The organism is Micromonospora sp. H61 (assembly GCF_018070325.1).
In the GTDB taxonomy this organism is placed as follows: Bacteria; Actinomycetota; Actinomycetes; order Mycobacteriales; family Micromonosporaceae; genus Micromonospora; species Micromonospora salmantinae.
The window spans coordinates 50,597-72,835 of the sequence record NZ_JAGPXY010000026.1 but is presented as its reverse complement, the minus strand read 5'-3'; the positions used below and the strand labels follow the sequence as shown (position 1 = coordinate 72,835).

Below are 22,239 nucleotides of genomic sequence, written 5' to 3'. Positions count from 1 at the left end.
GTCCAGCGACGGCTGGGTCGCGACTGGCGACTCGCGGCCCTGTTCCTGGCGCCGATGGCCGTGCTGGTCGGCGGGCTCGTTCTCGTGCCGATCGCCCGGTCGATCATCACCAGCACCACTGAACGGCACGGGCAGGACACCGTCTTCGTCGGCCTGGACAACTATCTCGCGCTCGTCAGCGACGATCAGTTCCACACCGGCGTGGTGAACTCGTTCGTCTTCACCGCGTACGCCGAGGTTTTCAAGGTCGTGCTGGGGTTGGCCGCGGCCCTGCTGCTGCACCATCGCCGCCGTGGGCGGGCCGTGCTGGCCGGGTTGCTCCTGGTGCCGTGGGTGGTGCCGACGGTAGTGACGGCGTTCAGCTGGCGCGCGCTGCTCGACCCGATCTTCGGCAGCGTCAACACGCTGCTCACCGCCACCGGGATCGGGCCGCTGCTGGCCAGCGCGCACCTGGTCGACAGTTGGCCCGCGGGCTGGCTGTCCGACCCGTCGCTGGCCATGCCGTCGGTGATCCTCGTCAACGTCTGGAAGGGAGTGCCGTTCTTCACCGTGTGTTTCCTCGCGGGGTTGAAGGCCATTCCGGCGGACCTCTACGAGGCGGCGACCATCGACGGCGCCTCGGCGTGGCAGCGATTCAGAAGCGTGACGCTGCCCGGACTGCGTCACGTGATCACCGTGACGGTGACCCTGTCGTCGATCTGGACGTTCAACAACTTCGACCTGGTCTGGTTGCTGACGCAGGGCGGCCCGGGCGACGTGACCGCGCCGTACGTGCTCATCGCCTACTCGAAGGCCATCCTGCAGCTCCAGTACGGCGCGGGCGCGGCGGTCACGCTCGTCATGCTGCCGATCATCGGTGGGCTGGTGTTCGTCCTGGTCCGGTTGTTGCGCCAGGACACCAACATCAAGCTGCCCCGGCGACGCCGGACAGCGTTGTGGACCGGGACACAGCGGTGGGCCGGAAAGGCGCGGAAGGCGCTGCCGTGGGTCGTCGCCGCGCTGGTCACCGGTCTGCTGGCCTGGGCGTCACCGAAGATCTTCTGGAAGGCGGCGGTGGTCCTCGGTGTGATTCTGCTGATCGCGGCGGGGGTCGGCCGAGTGGTCTCGACCCTCCAGTCCCGAGGTGGTCGCCGTTCGTCGTCAGTGGTGTCGGGACTGGGTTCCTGGGCCGCGCTGGCCGGCTTGCTCTTCTTCGTGCTGGGCCCGCTGTACTGGATCGCCGTCACGGCCTTCAAGTCCGAGGGCCAGGTCGTCATGCGCACCGACGACCTGTGGCCGACACCGTGGACGCTTGAGCAGTTCGGCGCCCTGTTCGACAACCAGCCGTTCGGCCGCTGGTATCTCAACACCCTGCTGGTGTCCGCGGCGTCGACCGCGGTGGCACTGGTCTGCGCCGCCCTGGCTGGCTACGCGCTGGCCCGGCTGCGGTTCCGCGGGGCGCAGGGCTTCACCGTCACGGTGCTGCTCACCTACGTGATGCCTGGCGCGCTGCTGTTCATCCCGCTGTACCAGATGCTCATCGGCGTCCGCCTCACCGACTCGTTGTGGTCCCTGGTGGTGACGTACCCGACCTTCACGCTGCCGTTCGCCACCTGGCTGCTCGTGGGCTATTTCTCGTCGATCCCCATCGAGTTGGAGGAGGCCGCACTGGTCGACGGTTGCAGCCGCATCCAGGCGTTCGGCCGGGTGGTGCTGCCGCTGGCCAAGCCAGGGCTGCTGGCGGTCGCGCTCTTCACCCTGACCAACGCCTGGAACGAGTTCCTCTTCGCCTTCGTGTTCATCACGAAGGACGAGTACAAGACGCTCCCGGTGGGGATGCAATCGATGATCGCCGGGGACGTCGTACCGCAAGGACAGCTCGCTGCGGCGTCGCTGCTGGTCAGCATCCCCGTGGTGATCATGTACGCCCTCGGGCAGCGCTTCCTGACCGAAGGGCTCACCGCGGGCGCGGTGAAGGGCTGATTGGGGCACCCGATCGCTCGCTACCAGGCCATGTTGATGACCCGCTCGATCACCGGGTGGTAGGCGTGCGGGCCGGAACGACGAGCCCGACGGGCTCGCCGTTCTGGCCCAACGTGTCTACGCGCCACCACTCACGGTCTGTGCGCGCGTGTAGGTGAGGAAGAGAGCGCCACTGTCGAGAACGGTGTGGTCGGTCAGGCGCCAGGTACGTGGTGCGAAGACGGCGTCACGGCCGAAGAGCGGAATGCCGGCACCAATGGTCAACGGGGCAAGCTTGATGATCAGCTGGTCGATCTCGGGGTAGAGGGCACCGGCCAGCGCGCCGCCGCCGATCACCCAGACGTCCTTGCCGTCGTGCCGCTTCAGCTCTCGTACGGTGGCAATCGGGTCTTGGCCGACGACCTCGACGGCCGGGTCCGGGCTGCTGCCCAGCGTCCGGGAGAACACCAGGTGGCGCAGGTGCGGGTAGGCGTCGGTCACGCCGGCCTTCAGGCCCACCTCGTACGAGTGGCGCCCTTCCAGCACAGTGTCGAACCGGCTGCCCTGGTCGGTGATGCCGAACGCCTGTCGGGCCGGACCGGGGAGCGTCTCCGGATATTCGCAGACGAGATGGTGCAGGTAGTCGTCCGGGATGGGCCAGAACCCGCCGGGGCCGGTGGGGTCGGCGCCGTCGGGGCCGGCGATGAAGCCGTCCACTGTGGCGGCGATGTAATACACGAGCTTACGCACGACGATCTCCTCGTTCAGGCTGCCGGATGCTGTTCGGCGACGACGTCCATCAGCCTGCCCATTACCGGCGCTCTCCGCTATTCGGCGCCGGCGATGATCGCGCCGCTGACCGTGTCCACATACCACCGCTGGTACCGCTCGATCGCCCATCCGCGTTGCCGGACGAGCCAGTCGAAGTTGCGGACGTCCTGGGCCAACCAGAGGATGTCGGCCACCTGATCGACGCCCAGGTCGGGGCGTACGCCTCCGGTGCCGACGAGTTCGGCGGCGAACATGGCCATGCCGCGGCGGCGGTCGTCGACGTTCTTGCGCCAGATCTCGGCGGCGTCCGGATCGGCAGTGGCCGCGCCGGCCAGCGCGAGCATCACCTGGGCCTGCCGGGCGTTGACCTCGGCCAGGTGACGGGCGTAGCGGGCGAGCTTGGCCCGGGGGTCGGTGAGGGCGCGGATCTCGGCGACGAAGGGCCGATCCGGCAGGGCCACCGGTTCGTCGTCGCCGGCCAGGGTGACGTCGACCAACTGGGAGAGCAGTTGCCGCTTGCTGCCGAACACCGCGTACAGGGTCTGGACCGCGACGCCGGCTTCCACGGCGACAGCGGTCAGCGGTGTGGCCGCGTAGCCCGGGTCGACGAACAGCCGGCCAGCCGCTTCGAGGATCGCTCGCCGGGTCTGTCGGGCCTGCTCCTGTCGGCGGGAAGAGTCATAACGTCTCTTGACAACCACCTCTCAAGTGTAGTGCTCTATTGGATAGAGGCTCACTCTATCGAGAGGTGACGGCCATGCCGTTCGGTGTGTTGCAGGAGATGCCCGGCGTCAGCGAGGCGGAATACCGGCAGGTGGAACGCCACCTCGGACCGGACCGGCCACCGGGCCTCCTCGCCCATGTCGCCGGGCCGACGGAGGACGGCTGGCGGATCATCAACGTCTGGCAGGACGAAGCGGCATTCCGCCGGTTCCAGTCCGAACGGCTGGTCCGGGCTGCTGGCTTGGCGGCACAGGAGGACGGCTTCGACCCGACGAAGGCGGCTCACTTCCGCTCGATGAGCGTCGACGGCACCGAGATGCCGTTCTGATGGCCGACACCGCAGGCCTGCGGGCCTGCGGCGCCGCCTTCTGGGCGGGCGCGGCAGCTGGCTGGATTCGCCACGCCGATCGGCAGGACGAGACCGGTCGGCCGCTGGGAGCGGCGGCCATGGATCGGCTGGCCGCACGACCCGCCGAGCGGATCCTCGATGTGGGCTGCGGCTGCGGCGGCACCACGGCCGAGATCGCCGCCGCGGTCGGCGAGACCGGCGCGGCGATCGGTGTCGACATCGACGTGGCGATGGTGACCGCCGCTCGACGCCGGTTCCCCATCGACGGGTACCCGGGCATCCAGTTCCAGGTGGCCGACATCGAGACTCTCGATGTCGTGCCTGGTGCCCCGTTCGACGCGGCGTACTCACGAATGACCCTGATGCTGTTGGCGGACCCGGTTGCCGGCTGCCGCACGATCCGGCGATCACTGCGCCCGGGAGGACGCCTCGCCGCTACCGTCTTCCGCGACAGCGGCGTCAACCCGTGGCTGTCCGCGGCGATGCTCGGTGCCGCACCACACCTCGGACCGTTACCACCGCTCCCGGTCGGTGACGAGCCCGGTCCGTTCGCGTTAGCCGACCCGGCGCGGCTCGTCCGGATCCTCACCACCGCCGGCTTCACCGCCGTCACGATCACACAGTGCGACGTAACTCTGGAGACTCCGGACGACGCCGACGCGGTGGCCGAATGGCTCATCGAGGTCGGCCCGGCCGGTACCGCGTACCGGGCGGCGCCGCCGGCTGGTCAGGCTTCGGCCCGGACGGGGGTCGCCCGGCTGCTCGGCCGGTTCCGTGAGCCTGGCGTCGGCTACCGGCTGCCCACCGGCCTCTGGCTCGTCACCGCGAACGCCGCCGGAACCCCTACCCACCACGAAACCCGTGAGGACAACATCCAATGAGTACGTTCCGACCGCTCGCACCAACCCTCTGCCTCGTGCTCGCCCTGACGGCGTGCACCGAGGCCGACGCGCCCGAGCCCGCTGCGGCGCCAGACACGACAGGATCGACCAGCGCGGCCGGATCCGCTCCGGCCGACGGCTCCCCCGTGTCGGCGAAGGACGTGTGCGCCTACCTGGACGGCCAGGTGCCGACGCTCAAGGGGATCGGGTCCGAGACGGGCGCGATGGCCAACCTCACAGTGAACCTCTATTCCTGGTACGAGAAGCAGGGCCCCGTACCCAACGGCCGTGACATCGACGACCAGACCAGCAAGGAATGCCCGGCGACCCGGACCGAGGTGCTCAAACTCGCCGGTATGGAGAGCTTCGAGCGGCTGTAGCCGCCCGCGAGCGGGGCGCCCGATCACCGGACGGTTTACGGCCGTCAGTGCCCCAACCGCTTCTCGAACCAGTGGTGGGCGTAGCGCTCGGTGTTGTACGCCTCGATCTCCCGGTAACCGGTCGACCGGTACAGGGCGATCGCCTCGGTGAGGTTGCGGTTGGTGTCCAGCCGGACCGCTGTCGCGCCGCGCTCGGCGGCGTAGCGTTCCAACTCGCCCAGCAGCCGCCGCCCGACGCCGAGCCCGCGTACGGTGTCGGCCACCCACACGCGTTTGATCTCGGCGGGCGCATCGGTGTGGAGTTTGACAGCGCCGCAGCCGATCGGTTCGCTGTTGAGGGTGGCGAGCAGGAGCACCCCGTTGGGCGGGACGAGCGCTTCGTCGTGCACCGGGTTGCTCAGCGCGGGGTCGAACCCGTCGTCGAACCGTCGCGCGATGTCGCGGGCATAGGCCCGCAGACACGCGCGGGACCGCGGGTCGCTCGGCGGGCATGGCTCGACGACGACCATCGACCCGATGAGCAGCCGTTCGACCTCGGCCATCGCGGTGACGAGTCGTTCGCGGCGGTGTTCGGTGAGTGGTTCGAGGATCGAGGCGGCGAGATCGTCCGACCGCTGGTCGAGGTCTGCCCACTGGGTCCGGCCGGCGTCGGTGAGCGTGGCGACGCGGACCCGGCCGTCGCCGCCGGCCCGGTCGGCCGGTCCGACGGCGATGAGGCCGTCGTTCTCCAGGGTGCGCAGGAGTCGGCTGAGGTATCCGGAGTCCAGGCCGAGCCGGGCCCGTAGCGCGGCGACCTCGGCACCGGCGGGGCCGATCTCCCAGAGCAGCCGGGCCTGCCCCAGCGGGCGCCCCTGGGCCATGTACTCGTCGTCGAGCGCACCCACCCGTTGGGTGACCGTCCGGTTGAACCGCCGCACGGCGGCGATGAGAGCCGAGTCCATACACCTGACTTTAGTCAGGCTTCTTGACTATGCGCCAGCTCGGTGCCGGTAGGACCCGATGCCGGCGTGGTCCAGGACGACCACCACGAGCACCACCCCGGTGGCGACCGCGCTGACCGCCAACAGCGGCAGCCGCAGAACGGCCGCCGCACCGGCCAGGACGAGCAGGGCGACAACCCGCGGCCAGGAGAGTCGCCGGTGGATCGCCGCCGAGAAGAGGATCCGCCCGACGAGGAACAGCATCGGGCCAGTCAGGATGACCAGGACCGCAGTCGTGTCACCGGTGCGCAGGGGGTGGGCGATGCTCAGCTCGGCGCCGACGGCGGTGACCACCAGCCCGGCGATCATCACCAGGTGCAGGTATCCGGTGGTGACCCCGAGTCGGGACGGGTCGGCGTGCTCGAGGGCCGGGCCGAGGCGCTGGCCGGCGGGCGTGACGTAGAGCAGACCGATCAGCACCGCGGTGGCGAAGACCAGCAGGAACGCGGCGGTCTGTGCGAAGACGAGGTCGGTGTCGGCGTACGAGAGGCCGGCCACCAGGACGAGTTCGCCGAGCGCAATGATCATGATTTGTTGGTACCGCTCGGCGAAGTGCTCACCGGCCAGGTGCAACTCCTGCGGCCCGGTCCGGCCCATCAGTGGCGTGGGCCAGCCGAGTCGTGGGCCGGTGAGATCGAGGGCGAGGGCGAGCAACCAGAGCGGCACCCGCCACTCCGGCAGAAACCCACCGGCCAACCACGGTACGGCCGAGACGCAGAACCAGCAGAGGATGCGCAGCGCCCGGCGCTGCCGCGGGTGACCACGTAGCGCGAGGACTGTGAACACACCCCGGGCGATGTGCACCGAGACGTACGCGCCGGCGAAGAGCAGGCCCCGCCCGTCCAACGCCTGCGGGACCGCCACCCCGGCCAGCAGGCTGCCCAGCGCGGCACCGACCAGCAGCCACCGAACCGCCGGGCTCTCCGGGTCGTACCAGTCGGCGAACCAGGTGGTGGTCACCCAGATCCACCAGACCCCGGTCAACAGCACTGCGGTGTGCAGCGCGCCGGCCACGCTGAGGTCGTGCAACAGGTGGGTGGCCAGCTGACTGAGGGCGAGCACGAACGCCAGATCGAAGAACAGCTCCAGGAACGAGGCGCTCAGCGGCGAGTCACCGCCCCGCAGCAGCCGTTCGGGTCTGCTCGCCATCGGCGCTCCTCCCGCTGGCGTACGCCCTGTGTCCGTCGTACCACCGGACACCGGCCACCGGAGGCGAAAGCGGGGTCAGCGGCGGCGCGACGCCTCGGGGGCGACGACCCACCGACCCCTCGTGTCGTTGATCCGGCTGCGCCCATGGTCACCGCTGACCACGGTGGGGGCACCGACTCAACGAGGAGGGACGCCGATGACCGCTCAGCGCGAGACCGTGCAGGTCGACCACGACCTGTTCCGCGCCGTGTACGACTCGCCCGCATCACTGCCCGGCCGACACCGCTGGACCACCCCCGAGTCGGACGTCCGGCGGCTGGAGAAACTGCTCGGCATGCCGGCGCGCAGCATCGGCGCCCCGCTCTGGGTCAGCGGCGACGAACCCGACTGCCCGAAGTGCCGCCGGCGGGTCACCTGGTACGACATCGTCTCGTCGGCGCTCTCCGGCCTGCACGACAAGGCCATGATCGCCACGGTCATCCTGGGCGAGCGCAAGTACGTCAACACCGAGATCCCGGATGCCATCGCCGGGGTGCGCTGCTCCGACTGTCACACAGCGATCGACGGTCTGCGCAGCTTCAAGTGCCACAACTGGGCGTACGCCTTCGAGGCGCTGGAGGCCGTCCGCGAGCGGATGGCCGGTGGTCCCGCCCCGACCTGAGCTGGAGCCCGCGCCAGCCTGAGCCGGTCGGTGCGGCTCAGTCGGCTGAGCGGCGGGTGGGGCGGCGGCCGGGCGGGGAGGGCGGCTCCGGGCCGGGGTCGGGCACCGGCGGCATCGGCCGGGTGACCGGCTCGGCGCCGGTGACCCGCAGCGACTCGCCGTGGTGCCACAGCTCGACCTCGGCATCCGTGGCGGCGTCGGGCAGCTCGTAGCGGGCCTCGGCCGGAGTCAACGTGACCCGCAGCCGGTGGCCGCGCCAGCGCAGGCTGAATGCCAGCCGGTCGATCCGGCGCGGCAGCCGGGGGTCGAAGGAGAGCATCCTCCGGTCGTCGCGCAGCCCACCGAAGCCCTGCACCAGCGCCAGCCACGCGCCGGCCAGCGAGGCCAGGTGCAGCCCGTCGGCGGTCTTGTCGCCCAGGTCGGCCAGGTCCTGAAGGACCGACTCGGCGAACAGGTCGTACGCCAGATCCAGGTGCCCGACCTCGGCGGCCAGCACCGCCTGCGGTGCCGCCGACAGCGACGAGTCGCGGACCGTGCGGGCCTGGTAGTAGGCCAGGTTGCGGGCCTTCTCGTCGGCGGTGAACTCACCGGGGCAGAGCTGCATGGCCAGCACCAGATCGGCCTGCTTGACCACCTGCTTGCGGTACAGCTCCAGGTATGGGAAGTGCAGCAGCAGCGGGTAGTCGTCGTCACCGGTGTTCGCGAAGTCCCACTCGGGCTGTTCGGTGAAGCCGGCGGCCTGCTGGTGCACCCCGCGCTCGCGGTCGTACGGGACGGCCATCGCATCGGCGGCGGCCCGCCAGCCGGCCACCTCGTCGCGGTCCACGCCGAGCCGGCCGGCCAGCTCGGGATGCGCCTCGGCGGCGTCCGCCGCGCCGCGCAGATTGCGCTTCGCCATCAGGTTGGTGAACACGTTGTCGTCGACCAGCGCGGCGTACTCGTCCGGGCCGGTCACCCCGTGCAGGTGGAAGTCGCCCTCGTCCGACCAGTGGCCGAAGCCGTGCCAGAGCCGGGCGGTCTCCACCAGCAGTTCCAGCCCCGCCCCGGCCAGGAACCCCTGGTCGTCGGTGGCCGCCAGGTAGCGCAACACCGCGTCGGCGATGTCGGCGTTGACGTGCAGCGCGGCGGTGCCCGCCGGCCAGTAGCCGGAGCTTTCCCGGCCGCCGATGGTGCGCCACGGGAAGGTCGCGCCGGTCAACCGCAGCTCGGCGGCCCGCTCCCGCGCCTCGGGGAGGTGGGCGTGCCGCCAACTCAGCGCCGAGCGGGCCACCGCCGGGGCCAGGTAGGTGAGCACCGGCAGGACGTAACTCTCGGTGTCCCAGAGGACGTGCCCGTCGTAGCCGTTGCCGGTCAACCCCTTGGCCGAGATGGTCCGGTCGGAGTCTGGGCGACCGGCCTGGATCAGGTGGAACATCGCGAACCGAACGGCCTGCTGAAGCTCCGGATCGCCGTCGAGCTGCACGTCGGCGACCTGCCAGGCCGCGTCCAGGGCGGCACGCTGGTCGGTGAGCAGGGCATCGAAGCCGTCCGCGCGCGCCGCGTCCGCCTCGGCGGCGACCAGGGCGGCCAACTCGTCGGCGGGCGTCGCGTCGACCGCCGCCCACTCGTAGGCGGCGAACTTCGTCAGCCGCAACCGCTCCCCCGGGTGCAGGCGACCCGTCACTGTCAGCCGTACCCGGTCCGGGGTGCAGTCACCGGTGGTGGTCACGGTGCCCGGCCTCTCCAGCAGGTGACTGACAGCGACCGCGACACGCTGGGCGCTGCGCTCGGTGCGGTGGACCAGCACGCCGTCGAGGCCTGTCGCACGGTACGTCTCGGCGGTCAGTGGGTCGGTGGGCACCGAGGCGGCCCGAGGGTCGTCCGAACGCTCCGGCACCGTCTCGTTGGCCAGCAGATCCGAGCAGACCCGCAGCTCGACGGCGGTGTCCAACGGCTCGACCTCGTACCGGACGGCGGCCACCGGGCGACGCGGCAGGGACACCAACCGGGTGCTGTGGATGCGCACGCCCCGCCCGGCCGGTGAGATCCACTCGGTTTCCCGGCGCAGCACGCCGGTACGCAGGTCGAGCACCCGTTGGTGGCTGCGCAGCGTCCCGGTCCGGAGATCCAACGGCTCGTCGTCGACCCAGAGCCGGATCAGCGCGGCGTTCGGTGCGCTGATGACGGTGTCGCTGGCCGGCGGAAACGCGTACCCCTCCTCGGGATAGCTCAGCTCGCGCCGCTCGTGGAAGCCACTGACGTAACTGCCTGGCATCCCGCACGGGGCACCCTCGTCGAGCACCCCACGCCAGCCGATCCACCCGTTGCCCAACGCGAAGATCGACTCGGTCTCGCCGAGCCGGTCCAGGTCGGCCTCCGTACGCCGGATCCGCCAGGTCTCGTCGTCCGCCGTAGCGGCGGTGGACTGCTGTTGGTCGGTGGCCGAACCGGTCTGCACGAGGCCTCCTGTCGATGTCGACGTCCTGCGACAGCCAACCAGAGCCGGCTGTGCGATTCCTGGACGAAGGTCGGGTGGGCCGTCCGACCTTCGACAGCAGCGATGCCCTCTGGTGCGTTCCTAGGGTGTCCCCAAGGTGAACAGGGTATGAACGTGAAGTGAGGTGATGCATGCTCGACAACGGCAGCATGGACGTTCCGGAGATCAGCGCCGAGTGGTACAGCGACGTCGTCGACGCCGCCGCCGGCAGCCCAGAGCCGGTGCAGTGGTTCGTCGGACACGCCACCGAGGGGGTGATCCTGCTACTCGGCGCGCTGCTGGTGATGGCCGCGCTGAGCCGCCGGTCCGGCGGCCCGCACGACCGGGCACTCGCCCTGATCGCGCCGGTGCCGGCCCTCCTGGCGTACGTGGGCAGCGAGTTCCTCAAGACCGTGGTGGACCAGGATCGGCCCTGCCGGACCATCGGTCGGGAGATCATCGCGGGTGCCTGCCCGCCCCCGGGCGACTGGTCGTTCCCCAGCAACCACGCCACCATCGCCGGTGCGCTGGCGGTCACCACGTTGCTGCTCTCCCGCCGACTCGGCCTGGTCGCGCTACCCCTGGCCGCGCTCGGCGCGTTCTCCCGGGTCTTCGTGGGTGTGCACTACCCGCACGACGTGATCGCGGGTGTGCTGTTCGGCGCCCTGGTCGCCGTGGTGCTCACCCCGTTGCTGGCCCGCCCGACCAGCGAGGTGCTCCGCCGCCGCGCCAACCGTCCCGACAGCCCGGTCCCCAAACTGGCCAGCCGCTCCCGCCCCTAGCGGCAGCGCGACCTGGAGTGAGAGCGCGCCCCCTCGCCACGCCGATCTTGCACTTTCGGTTGTCGATATGAGCGGGACGCCCCTTATGCCGGGACAGGAAGTGCAAGATCGCGGGGGCGGGGGCGGGGGCGGGGTCAGGTCGCCAGTACGAGCGCCGCCGTGGTGCCGAGCAGCAGGAACGGGCCGAAGGGCAGGTGGGTGCTCCAGGTGGCGCGGCGGGCGGCCAGCAGGCCCAGACTCACCACGGCGGAGAGCCCGAAGGTGAGCACCAGCCCGAACAGCAGCACCGGCCAGCCGTACCAGCCGAGCAGCGCGCCGACGCTGAGCGCCAGCTTGGCGTCGCCCAGCCCGAAGCCGCGGCGGCCGAGCAGCACGGCGGTGCTGGCGAAGAAGAGCGCCAGCCCGGCGCCGCCGATGACGGCCCGCAGCCAGTGCCCCGGGTCGGCGTCGAGCGCGGCCACGCCGAGCAGCAGCCAGGTCCCGGCCGCCGCCGGCAGTGTGAGCCGGTCCGGCAACCGGTGCACGGCCAGGTCGACGAGGATCGCCGGGATGGTCCAGCCGAGCCACCAGATCAGCGCCGGCAGCGCCCCGCCCGGTGGACCGGCGAGCGCCAGCAGCACCGCCGCCGCGAGCACGGCCAACTCGACGGTGGCCGGCGGTGGGCCGACCCGGGCGCGGCACTGACCGCACCGGGCCGCCGGGCCCAGCGCCGGCCAGGGGTGGGTCAGGCCGACCGGCGCGCCGCAGGCGTCGCAGCCGGTCCGGCTGGGCAGACCCGGGGGTACGGCGTAGCGCAGCGCGGCCAACCGCATCAGCGGACCGATCGCGAGGATCGCGAACACCGTCGAGACCCGGGTACGCGCCAGCGCCGAGACGAGCCCCGATGGTCGTTCGCCCCGCTGGGCGGGCGCTGCCCGTCGGGTGGGTTCCGTCATACCGCCGGACGGCGGGAGTGCCGGGCTCCGATCGGGTGGGTCTTCCCGACCCGGGACGGCCGCCGGGGGGCCGGTCAGTGCCATGTCGCCTCCGTTTCGGCTGGATGCACCCCCGTCATAGCGAACACGGATCGTGACTGAGCATTCGCTCTGGTGTAGCGGATGGCGCAGAAAGCGACCTGCCGACCCATGCCCGCGAGGATGCCTTTGGCCGCCTCCGAGTCGGGCACCCCGTCGAACGAGGAGGCCGCCGGTCGGCCGACAACGGCGTTCGAATGCCGGGATGAGGCCGCGATGTCCCACTCCCGCGACCGGTGACGAGACTTCGGTGAGGCCATCCGAGCCGGTGACGCCCCATCAATAACGACCTTTCGCTCCACCATTGCTCGGGATGCGGTGCGGACACCCATCACCACCACCTGTCATCACGCTGAGTGTTCGCTTGAATTGCCTCTGTTGCATCGGCGAGCGTCAGCCTATGCTCGCCCCTTGGGTGTGACGCAAGCCTCACCTTCACCATCGGACGACACAGGACCCCGAATTGTAAAAGATCCGTAACGGTGAATGCGGAAGCGCAATGAACGGCTCCGGATGTGCTGATCCGGGCGCGCTTCCGCATGCCCGACGGCGGTGAACCGTCACCGCCCCGGGCGACCACGAGGAGGCTCGACGGTGCGCGGACGGCAGCTCAGACGAGCGGCAATCTGCCTGCTGGCGGTCGTGGCGGTAATGCCGGTCACCGCCTGCGCCAGTGGACGGGAAACGGTCGAACGGCCGGCGGCAGCCCGCGACGACGGACCCCGGATCGATCCCGACGTCGAACGGCGCGCTGCCGAGAAGGCGGCACTTGACGCGTACTCCGGGTATCTCGCGGCCTCACGTACGGCGGGCCTGCGCAGCGATCCGCGCGCGCCGGAACTGTCCCGATTCCTCGCTGACCCACTTCTCACTCGGGTCCAATTGTCCATTCGCGACGCAAAGGAGCACGGCGCCATGCGTACCGGGACGTTGAAGTCCGACCCGACCGTGACCGCCGTCAGCCTGGACACGAAGCCGGCCACCGTCGAGATCCAGGACTGCCTGGACACGACCGGTTACCGGCTGGTCTACGCCAAGAACAAACGCCCCGTCCCGGGCAGTGGCGGCGGCAGACACCTCTCCACCGCCACCGCGACCCGCTACCCCGACGGCCGCTGGCTGATCAACTCCGGTACGACGCACCGGGACCAGCCGTGCTGACCCGGGCCGCGACAACCCGACGGGCGATCGCCGGAATCGGCCTCACGCTCCTGCTGGTGGTCGGCGCGACCCTGCCGGCCGCCGCCGCTCGACGGGCCGACCCGGGAGCCGGCTGCCCGCCCGCCCAGCCCGACTGCAGCGTCTGGGACGACGAACCCGGCAACCCGGGCGATCCCGGCGGCGGCGGGGACGACGGCGGGGACGACGGTGGCGGCGGGGGTGGCAGCGGCACCTGTCGGTGGAACGGGCGAACCGTCCCCTGCTACGACGAGGTGTTGGGCTGGTTCAGCAGTAGCGACGGCTGCTACTACAAGTTGGCCGAGCCGCAGGGCGAGGCACCCGAGGGTCAGCAGTGGTACGTCAAGACGTGCAACGGTGGCGCCGACGTGGGCAACCAGACCGTTGTGCTGCTGGACGACCCGCCGGCCGGCTTCGGCGCGCCGCCCAACCCGGAGGAGTTGGCCCGCCGCGCCCTGGCATCGATCAGTCTGCTGCCAGCGCGGCTGAAGGTCGCCCCCCGCAAGGACATCGGTCCGGGCCTGGTCGGTCTGCCGGTGTGGATGTGGGCGACCCCGGCCCCCAGCTACTTCGGCCCGCTGACCGCGTCCGCGTCAGACCGGGGCGTGACCGTCTCCATCGAGGCGAAGGTCGACCGGATCGTCTGGGACATGGGCAACGACGAGTACGTCACCTGCGACGGTCCCGGCACCCCGTACGACCCGAAGGGCAGTCGCGCCGGCCTCACGTCCCCCGACTGCGGCTACGACGAGGGCTACTCGGAGGCCGACACCTACGACGTGACCGCCACCACCCATTGGACGGTGACCTGGCGCGGCGGTGGCGAGAGCGGAGAAATCCTGGTGACCCGTAACAGCGGCACCATTCCGATCCAGATCAACGAACTCCAGGTGGTCACCAGATGAGCCTCGCGACGCGCAACGGGACCCCACCGGTGGACGCACCCGTCAACCCGCCCACGGTGGTCCGCCAGCGCCGGGTCCGTCCCGGGCTGCTCGGTCTCGCCGTCCTCCTGATCGCGCTGGGCGGGCTGGGCGCGGCCTTCGCTGTCACCTCGGTACGGGCCACCGGCAGCTATCTGGCGGTGGCACGACCGGTGGAGGTGGGCCGGGAGATCAGCGCAGCCGACCTGGTCACCGTGCAGGTCGCCGGCGGCCAGGGGTTGCGCCCGGTGCCCGCCGCACGGCTCGACGAGGTGGTCGGCAAACGGGCTGCGGTCGCGCTGCTTCCGGGCACGCTGCTCACCCTGGGACAGGTCACCGACGACCCGCTGCTCGGCCCCGGCCAGCAGCAGATCGCGCTCGGTCTGAAGACCGCCCAGGTGCCGGCCCGCGAACTGCACCCGGGCGACAAGGTGCTGCTGGTCAGCACCCCGGACAACAACGCCGACGGAGACACGGCCGCCGCCGGCACCCGGTTCGCGGCCACAGTCATCGACATGGTCAGCCCGGCCACCGACGACAAGGTCCTGTACCTGGCGCTGCTCATCCGTGACGTGCCCGCTGTGGTGGCGCTCGCCGCACAGGAACGGCTCGCCGTCGTGCTGACCGAAGCGGCCTGAGCATGGCGATCATCGCGCTGGTCTCCGCGAAGGGTTCGCCCGGCGTCACCACCTCGGCGCTGGCCTGCGCTCTTGCCTGGCACCGGCGGCTGGTGGTCGCCGAATGTGACCCGGCCGGCGGCTCGATCCTCGCCGGATACCTCGGCGGCCAACTGGACGGCCCGCGCGGCATCGGAGAGCTGGCCGTCGGCGAGTTGCGCGACGGCAACCTGGAGACCGCGTTCTGGTCCCAGTTGGTCGACCTGGACGCACCCCGCCGGGAACGGCTGCTGCTGCCCGGCCTCGTCGACCCGGCCCAGAGCGGCAGCGTCACCCCGCTCTGGCAGCGCTTCGCCGACTACTTCGACGCCCTCGACCGCGGCACCCCCGGCTACGACGTCCTGGTCGACTGCGGTCGGCTGCACGTGACCGGGCCTCCGTGGCCGGTGCTGCGGGCCGCCTCGGTGGTGCTGTTGGTGACCCGGGCGAACCTGCCGGACCTCTCCGGCACCCGCGCGGTGGTCACCACGATCGAACGGGACTTCGCCGAGCACCGGGTGCCCCCGGGCACCCTGCGGCTGTTGCTGGTCGGCGACGGGCACGGGCGGTCCGAGATCAGCCGGGCCCTGAAACTGCCGGTCATCGCGCGGCTGCCGCACGATCCGCGTACCGCCGGGGTACTTGCCCTGGGCGGGACAGTGCGGGCCGGTCGGCCGCTGATGCGCGCGGCGGCCGCGCTGGAGGTGCCGGTCGGGGCGCTGCTGGAGCGGCGGCGGGCCCGGTTGGCGTGGCCCGTGCAGCAGGGGGTGCCGGATGCGGTTTGAGCCGGTCTCCACCGACCCGCGCCAGCAGCCACCGGGCGTGACCTCCACCGCGCCGCCCCTGGCCGTGCCGAACGGTCGGCACCACCAGTCCGGGCCGCAGCCGCAGTCGACGCCCGCGGCCAGCCCGCCACCGGAGGCGCCGCCCCGGGCCCGGATGGACTTCCAGGTGGTCCGGGAGTTGCGCCGGGAACTCACCGAACGACTCACCCTCTGGCAGCGCGGCCGGGAGTTCACAGTCGACGAGGAGGACACCGAGCGGGCCCGACTCGCCGTCACTGTGGTCTCCGCGTACGCGGACTCGGTGCGCCGGGCCGGCACGCCGATGGCCGCCGGCGATGAACGCCTGCTGCTCGACCAGGTGACCGCCGAGCTGGTCGGGCTCGGCCGGCTACAGACGCTGCTGGTCGACGACACCATCGAGGAGGTGCACATCCTCGGCTGCGACCAGGTACGCATCACCCGGCACGGCGGTGGGGTGGACTGGGCCGAGCCGATCGCCGACAGCGACGCCGAGCTGGTGGAGATCCTCCAGGCGGCGGCCCGCCGGGCGGGCGCGACCGAGCGGTCCCTCTCCACAGTGAAGCCCACCCTCGACCTGCAACTGCCCGACGGCAGCCGGCTGGCCGCTGTGTTCCTGGTCAGCCACCGCCCGTACGCGGTGATCCGCAAGCACAACACCCTGGACGTGAGCCTCGACGACCTCGCGGGTGCCCGAGGTGACCTGGACGAGATGATCGACCCGCTGCTGCGCGACTTCCTCCGCGCGGCGATGCGCGCCGGTCTGAACATCATGGTCGCCGGGTTGGCCGGTGCTGGAAAGACCACTGTCATCCGGGCACTGATGAACGAGATCCCGCAGGATGAGCCGTACGTGCTGCTGGAGGAGAGTCGGGAGCTGCTCCCGGCCCGCCGCCGGGAGCGGCACCGGGCGGTGATGAGCTTCGAGGCCCGGGAGGGCCACGGCGAGCGCGGGTTCGACGGGCGTCCAGCCGGTGAGGTGACCATCGCCGACCTTATCCCGCTGTCGCTGCGGATGGGCGTCCTGCGGATCATCGTGGGCGAGGTGCGGTCCCGGGAGATCGTGCCGATGCTCCAGGCGATGACCACCAGCCGCGGGTCGATGTGCACCATCCACGCCCGTACCGCCGCCGGTGTGGGTGAACGGATCGTCGAGCTTGCCCTGGCGCACGGCCGCGAGATGACCGTCGACCAGGCCCGCCGGATGGCAGGCAACGCGCTCGACCTGATCGTCTACGTCACCATCGAGGACGAGACCGCGATCGGCGGGCGGAAGCACCGGTTCGTCTCGCAGGTGGAGGAGGTGATCGGGGCCGGCGAAGCCGGTCGGATCACCACCACCACTGTCTTCGGGCCCGGCCCGGACGGTCGTGCGGTCCCCCGGCACCTGCCGGAGCGGGTCCGCGACCAGTTGCTGCGGGTGGGTTACGACGCACGGTTGCTGACCCGGTGGGTCGAGGCCGGTGCCGGTGCCTGGCGGCGGCCTCGGCAGACTCGACTGGCCCGGCGGTGACCTGATGCTCGACAGCCTGGAGTTGATCGCCGTGGTCTCCGGCGCCGCCTGTGTGGCCGGGCTGCTGCTGGCCGTGGTCGCGCTGGTCGGCACCCGTCGGCCCCCCGGGCCGCGGCCGGGCAGCGGGCCGGGGCTGAGCCGACTGTGGCGCGGGCCGGGCAGTACTCCGGCCGAGCAGCGGAGCTACCAGGCCCTGCTGGTCGTCGCGCTGGTCGGCGGTGCGCTGGCGTTCCTGCTGACCGGGTTGCCGGTGGTGGGCCTGCTGGTGGCGGTGGCGGTGCCCGGCACCCCGTGGCTGTTCGGAGTGGGCAAGGCCGAGCAGCGGGCGATCGCCCGGATCGAGGCGGTCGGCGAGTGGACCCGCCGACTCAAGGACGTCTCCGGCACCGGGCAGGGCCTCCAGCAGTCGATCATCGGCACGATCGGCAGCGTGCCGCCCGGCGTCGAGGACGAGGTACGGCTGCTCGCCGCCCGTCTCCAGGCCGGCTGGATGGCCCGCTCCGCGCTGCTGGCGTTCGCCGACGAGATCGCCGACCCGGTCTGCGACCAGGTGGTCGCGGCGCTGATCCTGCACCTGTCGGACCGGGGTGAGCGGCTTGGTGACGTGCTCGGTTCGATCGCCGGCGCGGCGTCCGCGGAGGTGGCGACCCGTCGGGAGATCGAGGCCAAGCGCACCCAGCCCCGGTTCGCGGTCCGCTTCCTCACCGGGATGACGCTGGCAACCCTGGCTTACGGGCTGATCAACACCGAGTACATCAGGCCGTACGGCACACCGGTGGGTCAGCTGGTGATGGCCGCCCTCGGCGCCGCCTTCATCGGCCTGCTGGCCTGGGTGCGGTCGATGAGCCAGCCGCAGCGGCCGGCCCGGTTCCTGCCGGCGCCCAACCCGGCCGAGGTGATCGCGTGAGCGCGAGGAGTGCAGCGCAGCGGAGCCCCGCAGTCGCGAACGAAAGGCGGCTCCCGTGATCGTGAACTGGCAGTTCGCCCTCGCGGTCTGCGGTGGCGCCGGGGTCGGTCTGGGCGTGTTCCTGGTGGTCCGGGAGCTGGTGCCGGCGACACCGGCGCTCGGGCCCGCGCTGCGCCGACTGCATCAGCCGCCGGGCACCGGCCGGGTGGCCACGCCCGCGTCCCGGCGGCTCGACTGGTTGACCGGGATGTCCCGCTGGTTGCGGCCGCCGCAGATGCAGCTCGCCCTGATCGGTCAGACCTCCGAGCAGTACGCGTTGTCGGTGCTGCTCTCCGCGCTGATCGGGTTGGCCACACCAACACTGCTCGGGGTGGTGCTGTGGGTGCTTGGCATCCCGTTCCCGCTGGTCGTGCCGGTGCTGGGCAGTCTCGGTCTGGCGCTGCTGGCCGGCCTGCTGGCGCACCGCGCCGTGCTGACCAAGGCCAACGCCGCCCGCGACGAATTCCGCCAGGCGGTCTGCACCTACCTCGACCTGGTGGCGTTGCAGCTCTCGGCGGCGCACGGGCCGGTGCAGTCGCTGGAGCGGGCGGCGGCGGTCTGCGACGGTTGGGTGTTCGACCGGCTCCAGGAGTCGCTGCGGATCGCCCAGATGCAGATGCACGCGCCCTGGGACGAGCTGCGCGACCTGGCCGACAAGATCGGTATTCCGGAACTGGGCGACGTCGGCGCCATCATGCGCTCCTCCGGCAGCGAGGGCGCGCAGGTGCACGAGACGCTGCGCAGCCGGGCCGACTCGCTGCGCGACCAGATCCGCACCGACAACCTGACGCGCGCCGAAGGGGTGACCAGCAAGCTCGACATCCCGGGCGCGCTGCTCGTCTTCGTGCTGCTCGGGTTCGTCCTCTATCCGTTCATCGCCCGAGTCTGACCCCTCCCCCTCGAAGGAGAACGCCATGTCCATCCTCAGCTATCTGCACGTCGTGGTGACGACGCGCCTGGCCGAGCTGCGCCGGGACGGTGAACGAGGCGACAGCCCGGTGCCCACCGCGGTGATCATCGCCGGCCTGGTCGCCGTCGCCATGGCCATCACCGCACTGGCCCTGACCAAGGCCAAGGGTTGGATGGACGGCATCCCGGACTACACGGTCCCGAAGTAGCCGGGATGCGTCGAGCCGCGTACCCGAGGTGGAGCCGGGCGGTCACCGCCACCCGGCGCCGCCTCGCGGCCGGCGACCGGGAGCGGGGCGCCAACCCGGTGGAACTGGCCGTGATGATGCCGCTGATCCTGGTGCTGCTCTTCGCCTCGATCCAGGTCGCGGCCGTCTTCCTCGCCCGCTCGACCGCGTTGAACGCCGCGCAGAGTGGCGTCAACGCGCAACGGACGTATGAGGCGCGCAACGGCGCCGGGGTGGACAGCGCCTCCCGCTTCCTGAGGGCAGCCGGCGGTTGGCTGGTGGGCTGGGACAAGGCCGGCCCGACCTGCGTGACCACCACGACCGACGTGACCTGCACGGTGAGCGGCCGGTCCCTGTCCGTGGTGCCGGGCGTGGACTTCGCAATACAGCAGACTGCCCACGGAACGGTGGAGAGGGTGACCCCGCCATGAGCCGTACCGCCGAGCGGGGCTCGGTCTCCATCGAGGTGGCGGTCCTCGCGCCCGCGTTCATCGCGTTGATGGTGCTGGCCGGCGTGGTCGGGCGCAGCGCCGTGGCAGCGGAGGCGCTCCAGGCGGCCGCGCACGACGCCGCCCGAGCAGCCTCGATTTCCCGGGACTCCGACACCGCCCGGCAGAAGGCGGTGGAGGCTGCCCAGGCCCAGCTGGACTGGCATGGCCTGGCCTGCGCCAACGACCTGAAGCCGACATTCACCGGCAGGTCGCCCGGCAACGGGTCCAACTTCGACGAGGCCTTCAGCAGCGCAGTCGGTACGAACGCCACGGTGACGGTGACGATCAGCTGCCGCGTGTCCTTCAAGGACATCACCCTCGACATCCTGCCCGGGATGGAGAGTGAACGGCTGGTCTCCGCGCAGTTCACCTCCCCACTCGACCGTTACCGGGGTCGGCAATGACGGTCACCACGTCGGCTGCCCTGCCCTCGCCGGGAGATGAGCACGGCCGGGTGAGCATCTTCCTCGCGGTGACGATGGTCGGCGTACTGGCCATCATCGGCCTCTCCTTCGACGGCGCCGGGCAGCTCCGCACCCTGCAACACGCCCAGAACCTGGCCGCCGAGGCGGCCCGGGCCGGTGGTCAGGCCATCGACCGGGCCACCGCCATCGAGGGCGGGCCGAAGCGGATCGACGAGCCGGAGGCGCGTGATGCGGTCGCCAGCTACCTGGCCGTCGTCGACACCGCCGGCCACACCGTGGACTTCCCCCAGGTCGACGGGGAAACCCTGATCCGGGTGACCGTCTCCATCACCTACCACCGCTCGATGATCGGACCGTTCATCCAGGAGAAGACGGTCACCGTCACCGGCGAGGCGACCGCGCGTGCCATCACCGCAACACCGTAGGAAGGAAGGCAGCCATGCCCGCATCGGGTGGGTCCGTCGTACGGCGGACCGGACGGATCCTCACCGGCATCGGCGCGCTGGCCGTGCTACTGGTGCTGCTGGTCGGCGCGCCGATCGCGCTGCTCGCCTTCGCCGGTAACCCGCTGCCTGACCACCTCCCCACGATCAGCGAGGTGGGCACCGCGCTGACCAGCCGGGACGACGGTCAGCTCTTCCTGCGGGCGTTGGCCATGGCCGGTTGGTTCGGCTGGGCCACGTTCGCCTTCTCCGTCCTCGTCGAGCTCGGCGCACAGACCCTGCACCGGCCGGCGCCGAAGCTGCCCGGGATGGGCCGCCAGCAGAAGGCCGCCGCCGCGCTGGTCGGCTCGGTCGCGCTGATCCTGGTCGCCAGCCCCGCCGCCGCCAGCGCCGCGGCGGTCTACGGAACTCCGGTGTACGCGAGTCCGAGCGCAACGTCCGTCACCACCCTGGCCGCGCCGACCCGCGCCGCGACGACACCGGACACGGCCGCGCCGGTGTACCGGGTGGCGCGGGGCGACTACCTCGGGGAGGTGGCCGAGCGGTACCTGGACGAGTTCGGGGACTACCGACAGCTCGCCAAGCTGAACAAGCTCGACGACCCGGACCGGATCCGCCCCGGCCAACTGCTCCGACTGCCCACCGAGGCCGCGGACCAGGGGGCCCGCCAGCACGCCACCGGTCGACTCGTCGACAGGCCCGCAGCACCGAAGCCGCCCGCGCCCCGGCCGGCGCCCGAGCAGGCCGCACCGCCGCGGGTGGCCCCGGCACCACCCAGCGGTACGGAGTCAGCGGGCCAACCACCAGCGGTGACGGTCGGTGCAGCCGGGGCTGGTGCCGCCGATCGGGTGAACCGCCCACTGGCGGTCTCCGCAGTGCTGGCCGTGGCGAGCATCGTCGGCGCCCAGATCGGCGCAGTCCTGGGGCTGCGCCGCCGTCCAGCCACCGCCGGGGCGGCTCCCCGACTGGCCGCGTCCTCCCGCACATCCCGGCGCGGCGCGGGCCGAAGCAGCGCAGGCGCGGGCCAAAACGGTGGCGCGGGCCGAAGCGGTGACGCGGGCCGAAGCGGTGACGCGGGCCGAAGCAGCAGCGGCGCGGGCCGGCGGGGCAGTGGTGGGGCGGCCGGCAGCGGTGCCGCCTGGGCTGCGAGCCGGGCGGCTGCGGCCATCGAAGCACCGGCGACACCGCACGGCGGGGTGGCACCGAGCGGGAACGGCTTCGCACCTCGCGGCGGCGGAGTGACATCCACCGGCAGCGGGGCGGCACCGACGGGCAGCAGGGTGGCACCTACCGGCAGTGGGGTGGCACCTACCAGTAGCGAAGTCACGCCCGCCGGAAGCGGAATGGCTTTCCCCGGCAGCACGGCGTTTCCGGGCAGCGGAATGGCTCTCTCCGGCGGCACGGCGCCCCACGGCGGCGGAATGACGGCCGCTGGCCCTGGGGGCTGGAGTGGTGACGAGGGCTGGGCCGGTGCTGGTGGCGAGGGCGGGCTGTTCGACGGCGGGCACGGCCTGGACTCCGTGCCCGACGGTCCGCCGGTCGGCCGACACCGACGCACCTGAGCGGGCCCGCACGACCCGGTGTCTCCGCCGTCCTGCGGCCGGCGACGGTCGAGGCACGCCGCCTAGCGGGAGTGGCC

The 22,239-nt window shown here is 71.6% G+C and carries 23 protein-coding genes and 1 pseudogene; 18 read left to right on the top strand and 6 right to left on the bottom strand.

The features are described from left to right. Positions 1–54 precede the first annotated feature (54 nt). Positions 55–1,962 (top strand): ABC transporter permease subunit, encoded by a 1,908-nt coding sequence (locus KBX08_RS15805; protein WP_247669462.1) that lies wholly within the window; start codon positions 55–57, stop codon positions 1,960–1,962. 117 nt (positions 1,963–2,079) lie between these two features. On the opposite strand, the gene KBX08_RS15800 is transcribed toward KBX08_RS15805, so the two are convergent. Continuing rightward, positions 2,080–2,691: a dihydrofolate reductase family protein gene (locus KBX08_RS15800; protein ID WP_210784199.1), complete on the bottom strand. Its 612-nt coding sequence runs from the start codon at positions 2,689–2,691 to the stop codon at positions 2,080–2,082. Positions 2,692–2,768: 77 nt separating this feature from the next. Beyond that, complete coding sequence (locus KBX08_RS15795) at positions 2,769–3,413, bottom strand: TetR/AcrR family transcriptional regulator (protein WP_307850562.1); 645 nt, start codon at positions 3,411–3,413, stop codon at positions 2,769–2,771. A gap of 56 nt (positions 3,414–3,469) precedes the next feature. Between KBX08_RS15795 and KBX08_RS15790 the strand changes: the two genes are divergently transcribed. The 3 genes from KBX08_RS15790 to KBX08_RS15780 are packed head-to-tail and all read left to right on the top strand — an operon-like array spanning position 3,470 to position 5,045. Further along, on the top strand, positions 3,470–3,763 hold the full coding sequence (locus KBX08_RS15790) for a hypothetical protein (protein ID WP_210784198.1): 294 nt from the start codon (positions 3,470–3,472) through the stop codon (positions 3,761–3,763). After that, entirely contained in the window at positions 3,763–4,665 is a 903-nt protein-coding gene (locus KBX08_RS15785) for a class I SAM-dependent methyltransferase (protein ID WP_210784197.1), read from the top strand. Before KBX08_RS15790 ends, KBX08_RS15785 begins: the two co-directional genes overlap by 1 nt. Further along, complete coding sequence (locus tag KBX08_RS15780; protein WP_210784196.1) at positions 4,662–5,045, top strand: hypothetical protein; 384 nt, start codon at positions 4,662–4,664, stop codon at positions 5,043–5,045. Before KBX08_RS15785 ends, KBX08_RS15780 begins: the two co-directional genes overlap by 4 nt. A 44-nt stretch (positions 5,046–5,089) precedes the next feature. On the opposite strand, the gene KBX08_RS15775 is transcribed toward KBX08_RS15780, so the two are convergent. Both KBX08_RS15775 and KBX08_RS15770 read right to left on the bottom strand, forming a co-directional pair. Continuing rightward, positions 5,090–5,986 carry a helix-turn-helix domain-containing GNAT family N-acetyltransferase gene (locus tag KBX08_RS15775; protein WP_210784195.1) on the bottom strand — a complete coding sequence of 299 codons (897 nt, stop codon included), beginning with the start codon at positions 5,984–5,986 and terminating at the stop codon, positions 5,090–5,092. 27 nt (positions 5,987–6,013) lie between these two features. Beyond that, entirely contained in the window at positions 6,014–7,174 is a 1,161-nt protein-coding gene (locus tag KBX08_RS15770) for a low temperature requirement protein A (protein WP_210784194.1), read from the bottom strand. A gap of 196 nt (positions 7,175–7,370) precedes the next feature. On the opposite strand from KBX08_RS15770, the gene KBX08_RS15765 reads away from it, so the two are divergent. Then, on the top strand, positions 7,371–7,835 hold the full coding sequence (locus tag KBX08_RS15765) for a hypothetical protein (RefSeq protein ID WP_112586282.1): 465 nt from the start codon (positions 7,371–7,373) through the stop codon (positions 7,833–7,835). A 37-nt stretch (positions 7,836–7,872) separates the two neighbouring features. On the opposite strand, the gene KBX08_RS15760 is transcribed toward KBX08_RS15765, so the two are convergent. Further along, the gene (locus tag KBX08_RS15760) at positions 7,873–10,272 is read right to left on the bottom strand and encodes a glycoside hydrolase family 65 protein (RefSeq protein ID WP_210784193.1); all 2,400 of its coding nucleotides are present in this window, start codon (positions 10,270–10,272) and stop codon (positions 7,873–7,875) included. Between the two features lie 170 nt (positions 10,273–10,442). On the opposite strand from KBX08_RS15760, the gene KBX08_RS15755 reads away from it, so the two are divergent. Then, complete coding sequence (locus KBX08_RS15755) at positions 10,443–11,072, top strand: phosphatase PAP2 family protein (RefSeq protein ID WP_210784192.1); 630 nt, start codon at positions 10,443–10,445, stop codon at positions 11,070–11,072. A gap of 134 nt (positions 11,073–11,206) precedes the next feature. On the opposite strand, the gene KBX08_RS15750 is transcribed toward KBX08_RS15755, so the two are convergent. Beyond that, complete coding sequence (locus tag KBX08_RS15750) at positions 11,207–12,007, bottom strand: A24 family peptidase (RefSeq protein ID WP_210784191.1); 801 nt, start codon at positions 12,005–12,007, stop codon at positions 11,207–11,209. A 729-nt stretch (positions 12,008–12,736) separates the two neighbouring features. Between KBX08_RS15750 and KBX08_RS15745 the strand changes: the two genes are divergently transcribed. The 12 genes and pseudogenes from KBX08_RS15745 to KBX08_RS15690 all read left to right on the top strand — a co-directional run. After that, positions 12,737–13,246 (top strand): hypothetical protein, encoded by a 510-nt coding sequence (locus tag KBX08_RS15745; protein ID WP_247669477.1) that lies wholly within the window; start codon positions 12,737–12,739, stop codon positions 13,244–13,246. Next, positions 13,240–14,169 (top strand): hypothetical protein, encoded by a 930-nt coding sequence (locus KBX08_RS15740; RefSeq protein ID WP_210784189.1) that lies wholly within the window; start codon positions 13,240–13,242, stop codon positions 14,167–14,169. The genes KBX08_RS15745 and KBX08_RS15740 overlap by 7 nt, the downstream gene beginning before the upstream one ends. Continuing rightward, complete coding sequence (locus KBX08_RS15735) at positions 14,166–14,825, top strand: SAF domain-containing protein (RefSeq protein ID WP_210784188.1); 660 nt, start codon at positions 14,166–14,168, stop codon at positions 14,823–14,825. Before KBX08_RS15740 ends, KBX08_RS15735 begins: the two co-directional genes overlap by 4 nt. Before the next feature lie 2 nt (positions 14,826–14,827). Then, complete coding sequence (locus KBX08_RS15730; protein ID WP_210784187.1) at positions 14,828–15,628, top strand: ParA family protein; 801 nt, start codon at positions 14,828–14,830, stop codon at positions 15,626–15,628. Then, a complete protein-coding gene (locus KBX08_RS15725; protein WP_210784186.1) occupies positions 15,618–17,159 on the top strand; it encodes a CpaF family protein in 1,542 nt (513 codons plus the stop codon). Before KBX08_RS15730 ends, KBX08_RS15725 begins: the two co-directional genes overlap by 11 nt. A gap of 4 nt (positions 17,160–17,163) precedes the next feature. Then, positions 17,164–18,066 carry a type II secretion system F family protein gene (locus tag KBX08_RS15720; RefSeq protein ID WP_210784185.1) on the top strand — a complete coding sequence of 301 codons (903 nt, stop codon included), beginning with the start codon at positions 17,164–17,166 and terminating at the stop codon, positions 18,064–18,066. Between the two features lie 55 nt (positions 18,067–18,121). Then, the gene (locus KBX08_RS15715; RefSeq protein WP_210784184.1) at positions 18,122–18,994 is read left to right on the top strand and encodes a type II secretion system F family protein; all 873 of its coding nucleotides are present in this window, start codon (positions 18,122–18,124) and stop codon (positions 18,992–18,994) included. Between the two features lie 25 nt (positions 18,995–19,019). After that, positions 19,020–19,223, top strand: coding sequence for a hypothetical protein (locus KBX08_RS15710; RefSeq protein WP_210784183.1), 204 nt, complete (start codon positions 19,020–19,022; stop codon positions 19,221–19,223). 5 nt (positions 19,224–19,228) lie between these two features. Then, on the top strand, positions 19,229–19,672 hold the full coding sequence (locus KBX08_RS15705; protein ID WP_210784182.1) for a TadE family protein: 444 nt from the start codon (positions 19,229–19,231) through the stop codon (positions 19,670–19,672). Further along, positions 19,669–20,136, top strand: a complete 468-nt coding sequence (locus KBX08_RS15700; RefSeq protein ID WP_210784181.1) for a TadE/TadG family type IV pilus assembly protein — start codon at positions 19,669–19,671, stop codon at positions 20,134–20,136. Before KBX08_RS15705 ends, KBX08_RS15700 begins: the two co-directional genes overlap by 4 nt. Next, positions 20,133–20,582 carry a pilus assembly protein TadG-related protein gene (locus KBX08_RS15695; RefSeq protein WP_210784180.1) on the top strand — a complete coding sequence of 150 codons (450 nt, stop codon included), beginning with the start codon at positions 20,133–20,135 and terminating at the stop codon, positions 20,580–20,582. The genes KBX08_RS15700 and KBX08_RS15695 overlap by 4 nt, the downstream gene beginning before the upstream one ends. 14 nt (positions 20,583–20,596) lie before the next feature. Further along, positions 20,597–21,556 (top strand): annotated as a pseudogene (locus tag KBX08_RS15690) (LysM peptidoglycan-binding domain-containing protein); the annotation flags it as partial. Positions 21,557–22,239: the final 683 nt, after the last annotated feature.